General features: G+C 54.3%; 8 protein-coding genes. 5 read left to right on the forward strand and 3 right to left on the reverse strand.

The window, feature by feature from the left end; genetic code table 11:
• Positions 1-24: 24 nt before the first annotated feature.
• On the reverse strand, positions 25-807 hold the full coding sequence (locus F822_RS10545) for an enoyl-ACP reductase FabI (protein WP_025041657.1): 783 nt from the start codon (positions 805-807) through the stop codon (positions 25-27).
• A gap of 543 nt (positions 808-1,350) precedes the next feature.
• Here F822_RS10545 and F822_RS10555 point away from each other — a divergent pair.
• The 5 genes from F822_RS10555 to F822_RS10575 are packed head-to-tail and all read left to right on the forward strand — an operon-like array spanning position 1,351 to position 9,910.
• Entirely contained in the window at positions 1,351-3,633 is a 2,283-nt protein-coding gene (locus F822_RS10555; RefSeq protein ID WP_025041655.1) for an ABC transporter substrate-binding protein, read from the forward strand.
• Positions 3,626-4,603, forward strand: coding sequence for an ABC transporter permease (locus F822_RS10560; RefSeq protein WP_025041654.1), 978 nt, complete (start codon positions 3,626-3,628; stop codon positions 4,601-4,603). Before F822_RS10555 ends, F822_RS10560 begins: the two co-directional genes overlap by 8 nt.
• A 22-nt stretch (positions 4,604-4,625) precedes the next feature.
• Positions 4,626-6,134, forward strand: coding sequence for an ABC transporter permease (locus F822_RS10565; protein WP_025041653.1), 1,509 nt, complete (start codon positions 4,626-4,628; stop codon positions 6,132-6,134).
• Positions 6,131-8,290, forward strand: coding sequence for an ABC transporter ATP-binding protein (locus tag F822_RS10570; protein ID WP_025041652.1), 2,160 nt, complete (start codon positions 6,131-6,133; stop codon positions 8,288-8,290). The genes F822_RS10565 and F822_RS10570 overlap by 4 nt, the downstream gene beginning before the upstream one ends.
• Before the next feature lie 9 nt (positions 8,291-8,299).
• Complete coding sequence (locus F822_RS10575; RefSeq protein ID WP_025041651.1) at positions 8,300-9,910, forward strand: peptide chain release factor 3; 1,611 nt, start codon at positions 8,300-8,302, stop codon at positions 9,908-9,910.
• Positions 9,911-9,918: 8 nt separating this feature from the next.
• Here F822_RS10575 and F822_RS10580 read toward each other — a convergent pair whose 3' ends face one another.
• Complete coding sequence (locus F822_RS10580) at positions 9,919-10,803, reverse strand: fructosamine kinase family protein (RefSeq protein WP_025041650.1); 885 nt, start codon at positions 10,801-10,803, stop codon at positions 9,919-9,921.
• Between the two features lie 33 nt (positions 10,804-10,836).
• On the reverse strand, positions 10,837-12,249 hold the full coding sequence (gene argH / locus F822_RS10585; protein WP_025041649.1) for an argininosuccinate lyase: 1,413 nt from the start codon (positions 12,247-12,249) through the stop codon (positions 10,837-10,839).
• Positions 12,250-12,337 lie beyond the last annotated feature (88 nt).

A 12,337-nucleotide genomic window follows, 5' to 3' on the forward strand; every position in this document is an offset into this window, starting at 1 on the left:
CAGAAAACAAGCCGCTGTCAGCGGCTACATGATATCAAACGCGACTGTGTTAAACCCTGCATCGACATGGGTAATCTCGCCGGTAACACCGCTTGCCAGATCGCTGCAAAGAAAAGCCGCGACATTTCCGACCTCCAGAATGGAAACATTACGCCGTAGCGGTGATACTTTTTCGGTATAGCTCAACAGTTTTCCGAAGTTACCGATTCCAGCCGCCGCCAGGGTTTTGATCGGGCCTGCTGAAATCGCGTTGACCCGTATACCCTTGGGGCCGAGGCTGGAAGCCATGAATCGCACATTCGCCTCAAGGCTCGCTTTGGCTAATCCCATAACATTATAATTCGGCATAACCCTTGTCGAACCCAGATAGGTAAGTGTGAGAAGCGAGCCGTTTCGGCCTTGCATCAGCGGTATTCCGGCTTTCGCCAAGGCAGTGAAACTGTAGGAGCTCACATCGTGGGCAATGCGGAAAGCCTCGCGATTTACGCTTTCGACATAATCTCCGCTTAGCGCCTCGCGCGGAGCAAAGGCTATGGAATGGACGATACCGTCAAGGCCATCCCAACGTTTTCCCAAGTCGTCGAAACATTGCGCAATTTCGTTATCATTTGAAACATCGCACGGGAAAAGTAAATCGCTGCCGAACTCCGCAATTACTTTTTGAACCCGCTCGCGCACCGCTTCTCCCTGATAAGTAAAAGCCAGTTGCGCGCCTTCGCGATGCATCGCTTTTGCAATGCCGTAGGCAATGGAACGATTACTCAGTAGTCCGGTGATGAGAATGCGTTTATCGGCAAGAAGTGTCATGTAATATACCTTACGAAGGTTGAGTGGCGGAATGGTCCTGAATCCGGTAATGGGTCCTGGCAGCGAGCACCATAAAGGATCGAGTGACACGGAAGGCTGTTGCGGGTAAGCGCGTCAAGCTGAAAAAACCAACCGACTGCCGGACTTTGGATTATAACTTCAAGTCTTTCATACTTGTAAAATCATCAAATGCCGCATGGGTGCCGATCAGCTTTTCCCCATCTCTGCGCTATACAATCGCATCAATGAAAGCTGTACTTACGGATATCGAAACACGTCTCGGTACGTCTCCGGTTCGCAAGCGGGAAACATGATCGCTTTTCGGGATGAAATATCCCAAAGAAGAGTAAGTACGAAAGCGAATGACGCATCCCGCCTGGTAGGGGACTTTGGCAAAAACCCACCGCAACAGGTCGCCTCCAGTACCTGCCCATGCGCATCGCCCCTTGTAATCTACGGTAAAATCGGGTGTTCATCGCGTTACACACCATGGCAAGACCATTATGTCAGCAGCGAACCACAGCCTCTTTTTCGGCGGTACTCATGAATTATCCCTCGTTCGATCTTGCCGAAACCGTTCCTCCTGGAGGCGTTATTCGACGACTCCTTAAATACCTGCTGGCCTCGCTCGCCGTTTTTATCTGCGCCTGTAGCGGCAATCCATGGAACGATCCCTATCCAGCCTCCGACTCGGAAAAAAATATTCTCTATGCCGCCTTTGCAGAGCGTCCAAAGCATCTCGATCCGGTGCAATCCTATAGTTCCAACGAAATTCTCATCACAGCGCAGATCTATGAGCCGCCATTGCAATATCATTATTTGAAACGCCCCTACCAGCTGATCCCATCAGCGGCGGCAGGAATGCCGGTGGCGCAATATCTCGACAAGAACGGCGTACATTTGCATGCCGATGCCGACGCAGAAAAAATCGCTTATACGATTTATGAAATTTCCATCCAGCCTGGTATTCGTTATCAGCCTCATCCTGCTTTCGCCAGAAACGAACGGGGAGATTATCGCTATCATGATCTCACTGCGGAAGCTTTAGCTGATATTCATAAACTGGGCGATCTTCGGGATACCGGTTCCCGCGAGTTGACTGCCGAGGATTATGTTTTTCAGATTAAACGGCTGGCTCACCCCAGGCTGCATTCGCCCATTTTCGGCTTGATGTCCGATTACATTGTTGGACTCAAGGAATATTCCGCGACGCTACAGGCTGCCGCCGAGGCGCAGTTCAAGAAAGGGGGCAAGGATACTTATCTGGATCTGAGCAGCTATCCTCTCGAGGGCGCGGAGGTGCTGGGGCCTTACACCTATCGCATCAAGATCAAGGGTAAATACCCGCAATTCATGTACTGGCTGGCAATGCCTTTTTTTGCTCCCATTCCCTGGGAAGCGGAGCGTTTTTACAGCCAAAGCGGCTTATCGGAAAAAAATATCACTCTTGACTGGTATCCGGTGGGCACGGGGCCTTATATGCTCACCGAGAACGATCCCAACCGTGTGATGATACTGGAGAAGAACCCCAATTTTCATGGCGAGGCTTATCCGTCCGAAGGCATGCCCGGTGATGTGGACGCGGGATTGTTGAGGGACGCGGGAGAGCCGCTGCCTTTTATCGACAAGGTGATATATAGCCGGGAGAGGGAAAGTATTCCCCGCTGGAACAAATTCCTGCAAGGCTATTACGACGCTTCCGCCATCGGCTCCGATAGCTTCGATCAGGCGATCCAACTGACGGGTGGGCAGGGCGAAGCAACGGTGACCGAGGCGATGAAAGAGCAGGGCATTCGTCTGGAGACGGCGGTGGCGGCATCCACGAACTACCTGGGCTTCAATATGCTGGACCCGGTAGTGGGCGGAACAGATAAGCACGGACGCGAGTCTGCCAGGAAGCTGCGCCAGGCCATTTCCATCGCGGTCGATTATGAAGAGTATGTTTCCATATTTGCCAATGGCCGCGGCATTCCGGCGCAGGGCCCTATCGCGCCTGGTATCGCAGGACACCGCGATGGAAAAGAAGGAATGAATCCAGTCGTGTATGACTGGGTGAACGGACGGGCGCAGCGAAAACCGATTGAAGCGGCCCGAAAATTACTGGCTGAGGCCGGCTATCCAGACGGCATGAACAGAAAGACAGGCGAACCGCTGGTGCTTTATTTCGATGTCACCGCCCGCGGGGCGGAGGATAAATCCAGTCTCGACTGGATGCGCAAACAGTTTCAGAAACTCAATATCCAGCTCGTGGTTCGAAGTACCGACTACAACCGTTTTCAGGACAAGATTCGCAAGGGTAATGCTCAAATTTTCGAATGGGGCTGGAATGCCGATTACCCCGATCCGGAGAATTTTTTATTCCTGCTGCATGGTCCTCAGCAGAAGGTCGGTAACGAAGGTGAAAACGCCGCTAATTACTCCAACCCAGAATATAACCGTCTTTTCGATCAGATGAAGAATATGGAGAATGGCCCCAGGCGCCAGCACATCATCGACAGGATGGTAGATATTCTTCGTCATGATGCGCCCTGGCTCTGGGGTTATCATCCCAAGGACTACGGGCTTTATCACTCCTGGTATGGCAATGTCAAACCGAACAGATTATCGAACAATAATGTCAAATACTTTCGCATCGATGCCGAGGTGAGGAACCAGAAGCGGCGAGAATGGAATAAGCCGGTACTGTGGCCTATCGGTGGGGGATTGATCATACTGGCTATCAGCCTGCTTCCCGCTGCAATCGTTTATCGCCGCAAGGAGCGGAACGCCGGCATAAGGCCTGCCGGGCCAAATGAAGATATCGAGGTCACGCGCTTAAATGCTTAATTACATTGTAAGGCGGGTGCTTTACGCTGTCCCCATTCTCATCGGTGTCAACCTGATCACCTTCACGTTATTCTTCGTAGTGAATACGCCCGATGATATGGCACGGATGCAACTGGGTATCAAGCGTGTGACGCCCGAGGCCATCAACAAGTGGAAGCAGGAGCGCGGCTATGACAAACCACTGATGTTTAACCATGCAGAGGATGGATTTGCAAAATTTACGCATACTATCTTTTTCGAGAAGTCGGCTGCCATGTTCGCTTTCCGTTTCGGCCCCGCCGACGACGGGCGTGACATTGCCCATGAAATCAGAACACGGATGGTGCCCAGCCTGGCCATCGCATTGCCGGTATTTCTGCTGGGGCTGGGCGTTTACATCGTCTTCGCGCTGACAATGGTTTTTTTTCGGGCTACCTACGTGGATTTCTGGGGCGTGGTACTATGCGTCGCGCTCATGTCGATCTCCAGTTTATTCTATATTATTGGCGGACAATTCCTGATCAGCAAATTATGGCACCTGGTGCCGATTTCTGGATATGGGCAGGGGCTGGATGCGGGCAAGTTCCTGATTCTTCCGGTCGTTATCGGCGTGATTAGCGGCGCCGGCGCGAACACGCGCTGGTACCGCACCATTTTTCTGGAAGAAATGGGCAAGGATTATGTCCGTACCGCCCGTGCCAAGGGTCTGCCGGAAAGTTTCGTGCTGTTCGGGCACGTACTCCGAAACGCCATGATTCCGATACTCACGGGGGCGGTGGTAGTGATCCCCCTGTTATTTTTAGGCAGCCTCATTACCGAATCGTTTTTCGGTATCCCCGGATTGGGCAGCTATACGATCGACGCCATCAATTCACAGGATTTCGCGGTAGTGCGGGCGATGGTCTTTCTGGGATCATTGCTTTATATCGTCGGTCTTATATTGACGGACATTTCCTATACCCTGGTTGACCCCAGGGTAAGGCTGGAATAATGCTGCTCCGGTAAAACCAGACATGGCTTTCAAACCTGTAGTTCTCTGGACAGATGCGCTGGTCTATCTGCTTGTGGCAGTAGTGCTCGTATTCGTCTGGCATGTACGGCGAAACCCGCACCTTCTTGTCCCATGGCGGCGCGTGAGTCACAGTGCGAGCGGCATGGCAGCGCTCACGGTATTGATGTTCTTTATCATTATCGGGCTACTCGATACGGTGCATTTACGTCCCGCTGTGGGAAACGCCAACGGCGGCGCCGGTGAGCAGGCTTACAGCGTGGAAGTGTTGAGTCTGCTTGATCTGATCGCCACCCCCCTGCGCGTACACGTGGAAAAGACCTATTCAGCGCCCTTTGCCGCGCACCTTTACGCTCGAGAAACAGTGGAACTCCCGGATGGCAGGCAAACACGGGAATTTCCCCGGCTGAAATTCGGCGGGGCGCATTTGCAGGATCCCGAAGCGCAGCTTGTCACCGACGTCGCGTCGAGAGCCGGAGCGGGCGGAGGCCTGGGATTACTCGTCTGGTGCCTGCTGCTGGGGTTGCTGGCTGCCTGGGTGGCGCGCCGCAGTGGCGAGACCTTCCTGTCGACGCTTTCCGCCATTTCGCGTGGCGCTACCGCAATCCCATGGAATGCAGTGGCTATCGTGCTCTTGCTGATACTATTGCTCAGCGGTGCCGCGTTGGCATTGTGCGGAAATTACCACATATTAGGTACCGACAAGGTAGGACAGGACGTTTTTTACCAGTCGCTCAAAAGCATCCGCACCGGACTCGTGATCGGAACCCTGACTACGTTGATGATGCTCCCTTTTGCGCTGCTTCTGGGTATTACGGCGGGCTACTTCCGGGGGTGGATAGATGATGTGATTCAATACCTCTATACGACGCTGAGTTCGATTCCGGGTGTTTTACTCATCGCGGCGGCGGTATTGATGATGCAGGTTTATATCGAGACCCGCCCTGAGCTGTTCGATACAATTGCCGCGCGGGCGGACCTGCGCCTGCTGTTTCTCTGCATCATACTCGGGGTTACGAGTTGGACCGGCCTGTGCCGTCTACTGCGCGGCGAGACATTGAAGTTGCGCGAAATGGAGTATATACAGGCGGCTCACGCGTTTGGTGTTTCCCATTGGCGCATTATCAGCCGGCACATTCTTCCTAACGTAATGCATATCGTGCTCATTACGACCGTCATGGATTTCAGCGGCCTGGTTCTCGCGGAGGCCGTATTGTCTTACGTCGGTGTCGGGGTTGATCCGTCGACGATCAGTTTTGGGACCATGATCAATGCCGCGCGGCTGGAAATGGCGCGTGAGCCGGTGGTATGGTGGGCCTTGTTCGCGGCTTTCAGCTTCATGTTTGCGCTGGTGTTGAGCGCTAATCTATTTGCCGATGCGGTACAGAATGCGTTTGACCCACGCGTGAGAACCTTGTCGGCAAAAATTGGCACATTGCGGCGCAAAAAAATCGGGAAAGCGCCGAAAGCCAAACCGGTTTCCGCCGGAATCGAAGGCCCCCTTTCCTCATGAGCGCCGTGCTGCAAATCAGCAACCTTGAAACCATCCTGCATACGGAGACAACGCTGGTGCGGGCTGTGGACGGGCTTACGCTGCAAGTCATGAGAGGCGAGACTTTCGCCCTATTGGGCGAATCCGGCTGCGGCAAATCCATGACTGCTTTGTCCGTCATGCGGTTACTGCCAGAGATAGGTGAAATCGTAGCGGGTTCTGTCAAGCTCGATGGAGAGGATCTTCTTCTGCTGCCGGAAACCGCGATGCGCAGTATTCGCGGAAAGCGCATCAGCATGATCTTCCAGGAGCCGATGCTGAGCCTGAATCCAGTAATGACCGTCGCACAGCAGATTGGCGAGGTCCTGCGGCGGCACTTCAATTTACGTGGCGCGGCCGCGCAAAAACGCATATACGAACTTTTGAATGAGGTAGGAATCCCCGACGCATCGCAGCGCATGAATGAATATCCTTTCCAGTTTTCGGGCGGGATGAAGCAGCGAATGATGATAGCAATGGCGTTGGCGGGTGAGCCGGAACTCCTCATCGCCGATGAGCCGACTACTGCACTCGATGTTACCATTCAGGCCCAGGTACTCAATCTCATGCGTGATTTGCAGCAACGTGAGGGGATGGCTATCCTGCTGATTACTCACGATCTCGGTGTGGCGGCGGAAATGGCGCATCGGGTGGGAATAATGTACGCAGGGGAAATGGTAGAGACAGCGACGCGCGAAGAATTTTTCCGCGAGCCTGCGCATCCCTACTCGCGAAAATTACTCGCCTCGCTGCCGGGGCGGGATAGACGCCGGCAGGGCTTGCGGTTGGCGGCGATCAGCGGAAATGTGCCGCCATTGTCACGCGAATTCGTAGGCTGCCGTTTTGCCGATCGCTGTGATCAAGCCTGGGGGTTATGTCATGACGTGGCGCCGGGGTGGACGGCGCTGGCTGGCGAACATCACGTCAGGTGCCATCTTTTTAATCAGAACCTGGGATCACAAGTTAATGAGCAAGGGCAGCAAGGGCAGCAAGGGCAGCAAGGGCTAAGGGATGCGGAACCGGAGGTCTTGGCGCTGAACTCCGGGCGCGCGGATGAGTCCAATATCCAGATTACATCGAATCCCGAATCTCGTGTTTCCCATTCATGCTTGTTGTCCGCCAATGACCTGAAAGTTTACTTTCCCATCCGTAAGGGCTTGATGAAACAGGTGGTGGGGTATGTCAAAGCGGTAGATGGCGTGTCGCTGGAAATCGGCTTGGGCAAGACGGTGGCGTTGGTGGGAGAATCGGGCTGTGGTAAGACGACAGTCGGCAAGGGTATCCTGCAGTTGATCCCGCTATCCAGCGGCAGCGTGCGTTATAACGGGCTCGAATTGGTCGGGTTGGAACGCAAGCGGTTGCGGAAATTACGCTCCGAATTCCAGCTTATATTTCAGGACCCGTATTCATCGCTCAATCCGAGGATGCGCATTGTCGACATTATCGAAGAGGGCATGAATGCCCTGAATGTCGAAGACGACAGCAAAGCAAACGATGCGGAGCATCAACCAGATATCGCGAAGCAGCCTAAAGTCGATGCCCTGCTGGAAAGTGTCGGGTTGCCGCCAGAAGCTAAATGGCGTTATCCACATGAGTTTTCCGGCGGCCAGCGTCAGCGTATCGCCATCGCACGTGCTCTGGCCGTTAACCCCAAGCTGATCGTGTGCGATGAACCTACCAGCGCACTGGACGTATCGGTCCAAGCCCAGATTCTGAACCTGTTGAACGAATTGCAGGACAATCTGGGATTGGCCTATCTATTCATCACTCATAATATTTCAGTAGTTGAATATCTCGCGGATGAAGTGGCGGTAATGTATCTTGGAAGAATTGTAGAACGGGGAAGCGTGGACGAAGTTTTGATCAGTCCCAGGCATCCATATACCCAGGCTCTGATGTCTGCGATTCCCGTGATCGAGCTTGAATCGAAACGTCATATTATCCGGCTCCACGGAGACCTTCCTTCACCCGCCAATCCGCCGTCTGGTTGTCACTTTCATCCTCGTTGCCCTCACGTCATGCCAATTTGCCGCGAAATTTACCCGGCGGCAAGTTCATTCAGCCCAACGCATACCGCGCACTGTTATCTTTATCCCCAGGAAAAAGACCCAGCAGCGCCTCTCGAATCACAAGCATAAGGAAACCTCATGATGGTCGGTCAGCAAGTGGCGCGGCGTCGCACGTTTGCCATAATTTCTCACCCGGATGCCGGTAAGACGACGCTTACCGAGAAGTTGCTGCTGTTTGCGGGCGCCATTCATATCGCAGGTAGCGTCAAGGCGCGAAAGGCGAGCCGACACGCCACTTCCGACTGGATGGAGATTGAGAAGCAACGAGGTATTTCGGTGGCCAGTTCAGTGATGCAGATGGAATACCGCGATTGCGTCATCAATCTCCTGGATACGCCCGGCCACCAGGATTTCTCCGAGGACACCTATCGCGTTCTGACCGCCGTTGACGCCGCGCTGATGGTAATTGACGCCGCCAATGGCGTCGAAGCCCAGACACTGCGTCTGCTGGAGGTGTGCCGTGCACGCAACACGCCCATTCTTACTTTCGTGAATAAAATGGATCGCGAAGTACGTGAACCGCTCGATCTTATCAATGAAATCGAACAAACGCTGAGCATGGCCGCTGTACCTTTTACCTGGCCGATGGGTATGGGCCGCAGCTTCAAAGGTGTATTCGACCTGCAGCGCGATAGCATGCGCGTTTTTCAGCCCGGGTCCGATAGGCTGGATGATGAAGACGAAATCATCAAAGGGCTGGATAACCCGGCACTCGAAGAACGCTTTGCGGATGGTGCCGCTACCATGCAGCAGGAAATCGAACTGATACGCGGCGCTTCACCCGAATTCAGTCATGAAGCCTTTCTCGCCGGCCAGCAGACCCCGGTATTTTTTGGCTCAGCCATCAACAATTTCGGCGTGCGAGAAGTACTTGACGCGCTGGTTAATCTTGCCCCGCCGCCCGGGTCGCGTGTAGCTTTGCAGCGGCAGGTGCAACCGGGTGAATCGAAATTTTCAGGAGTGGTGTTCAAGATTCAGGCTAATATGAATCCAGCTCATCGGGATCGCATCGCGTTTGTGAGGATTTGCTCGGGCCGGTTCGATCGCGGCATGAACTTGAGGATTGTGCGTAACGGTAAGGATATCCGCACCAACGGCGTGGTGTCGTTTCTCTCCCAGCGACGCGACTTGCTCGATATCGCCTATCCCGGCGATATCATCGGGATCCCCAACCATGGAACACTGCAGCTAGGGGATACACTGACCGAAGGCGAGCGATTGCAATTCACGGGCTTGCCGTTTTTCGCGCCCGAAATCTTCCAGACGGTCGAGCTCGCCGATCCGATGCGCAGCAAACAGCTAAAATTGGGACTGGCACAGTTGGGCGAGGAGGGTGCGATTCAGGTGTTTCGTCCTCATTGGGGCGGGACGCTGCTGCTGGGTGCGGTAGGTACTTTGCAATTCGAGGTGGTAGCACACCGGCTCAAGCATGAATATGGCGTCGATGCCCGGCTCGCGCCTGCCAAGTACCAACTGGCCCGCTGGGTCACTGCGGACGACTCCCGCGAGCTCAAGCGGTTCATCGATACCAATGCGCACCGGATAGCCTATGACGTCGTCGATGCCCCGACTTTCCTGGCTTCATATGGAGCGGAACTCAGCGTAGCCGAGGAAAGCTGGAAGTATATTCAGTTCCATCGAATGCGAGAGCATGCCGGACTGTTATTCCAGACTCATCTCGACAGGTGAAATAACGTTTAGTTGACTTCGGCAAGCAGTCTGCTGATCGCTTGCTGTGCCTGATGGAGATAGCCGCCGCCAAACAGATTGAGATGGTTCAGTATGTGGTAGAGGTTATAAAGCGTTTTACGCGTTTCATAGCCGGCGTCAAGTGGGTAGGCTTCCCGATAAGCGGCATAAAACGCCTTGGAGAAACCGCCGAAAAGTTCGGTCATGGCGATATCCGTCTCGCGATCGCCATAATATACAGCCGGGTCGAATAGCACTGGCTGGGCTGCGTCATCAAAGCCATGGTTGCCGCTCCATAAGTCGCCATGCAATAGTGACGCAACTGGTTGCGGTCCTGGAAAAAAGAAATGAAGCTTCTCCAACAGTTGCTCGCCCTGCGCCTGTAGTCTTCCGGTGTAGCCATTAACGCCGGCGAGCCGCAATTGATAACCCAAGCGGTGTCTACGCCAGAATTCAATCCAGTCGGCACAGGATTGATTGATTTGCGGGGTGGCGCCGATCGTGTTATCGCGCGTCCACCCGAATTTCCCGGAAGTGAAATGATGCATGGCGGCAAGCCCCGCGCCCAGGGCTGCCGCGCTGCCGCGAGAAGCCCTGCCCATCTCCAGATATTCCAGCACCAGCCATGCCTCGGATGTATTTCTCCCCCAGCATATCGGCATGGGAACGCGCAACGCGCGGGTATTGCAGATTTCCTGGAGGCCTGCTGCTTCCGCATCAAACATCGCCAGGCTTTCGGCATTATTCAGTTTGACGAAAAATCGCTGGCCGTTGCCTTCGATCCGATGCGCTTGATTGATACATCCGCCACCAACGGAAGAAATGGTTTCGACGGCGAAAGGAATACCGGTGGAGCGAGCGATCTGTGCCGAGATTTCAGACCAGGCAGGCATAAGTAGCAGGTGGCCGCTTGAGGGGCCGCTGTATCAGGATAGACATTTCCTTGCGCGGGCGATGGCCGCGCTTACCTGTGCCGGCGCCGTTCCGCCGATATGGTTGCGGCTGTTGACGGAACCTTCCAGGGTCAGCACAGCGAAGATGTCATCCTCGATGAGCGGCGAGAATTGTTGCAACTCCAGCAGGGTAAGCGCGCCCAGGTCCCGCCTGCTGTTATCGGCAAAGCGCACTGCCTGCGCGACGGTTTCATGCGCTTCACGAAAAGGCAGCCCTTTTTTCACCAGGTAATCCGCCAGGTCAGTCGCGGTGGCATAACCACGCATCGCGGCCTTATACATTGCATCCTGGTTGACACGAACCCCTGTCAGCATGTCAGCATAGATACGCAGCGTGTCAGTGAGCGTATCTATCGTATCGAACAAGGGTTCCTTGTCTTCCTGATTATCCTTGTTGTAGGCGAGCGGTTGCGCCTTCATCAGGGTAAGCAGTGCAACCAGGTGGCCGTTGACGCGCCCCGTCTTGCCGCGTACCAACTCCGGCACATCGGGGTTTTTCTTTTGCGGCATAATGGACGAACCGGTGCAGAACCGATCGGCGAGATCGATGAAGCCGAACGATGGGTTCATCCATAAAATCAGTTCCTCGGATAATCGGGACAGATGTGTCATGATCAGTGCCGCAGCGGCACAGAACTCGATGGCAAAATCCCGATCGGAAACCGCATCCAGCGAATTTTCGCAAACGCCGTCGAACCCCAGTTCTTGCGCCACCCCATCACGGTCGATCGGATAACTGGTCCCGGCCAGCGCGGCCGCGCCCAACGGCAATCTGTTCACGCGCTTTCGGCAGTCGGATAATCGTTCGACATCGCGCCTCAGCATTTCAAAATATGCCATGAGATGGTGGCCGAAGACGACCGGCTGCGCCACCTGCAAATGCGTGAAACCCGGCATTACCGTATCGGTATGCTTTTCTGCGAGATCCAGCAAGGCGTGCTGCATCGCGTGGATGAGGCTGATAATGTCGTCGATTGAAGCGCGCAAATAGAGACGTATATCGGTAGCCACCTGATCATTGCGTGATCGTGCCGTATGCAGCCGCTTTCCGGCATCGCCAATGAGGGCAGTCAGGCGTTTCTCGATATTGAGGTGTACATCCTCCAGTTCCAGCAGCCAGACAAATTCGCCACAGCGGATTTCCTCCCGGATCTGGCCCAAGCCAAGTTGGATAGCCGCCAGGTCATCCGCGTCAATAATGTTTGCCGCTGCGAGCATCCGGGCGTGAGCAAGAGATCCCTGAATATCGTATTCCGCCAGGCGCCGGTCGAAACTCACCGAGGCGGTGTAGCGCTGCACTAACTCGGAAACCGGTTCGCTGAATCGGCCCGACCATGTGTTCATGTTTTTTTCAACCGATGTATTGGTCTTTTTTGAGGCTGCCATTGTTTCGCTCATCAGGATGGAAGTGCAAGGAAATGCATAGCCTTGCCAGGCCGTTCTTCGTTATAGGGGATTGAAAAATGACGAGTAT

Source organism: Nitrosospira briensis C-128 (assembly GCF_000619905.2).
Lineage (GTDB): Bacteria > Pseudomonadota > Gammaproteobacteria > Burkholderiales > Nitrosomonadaceae > Nitrosospira > Nitrosospira briensis.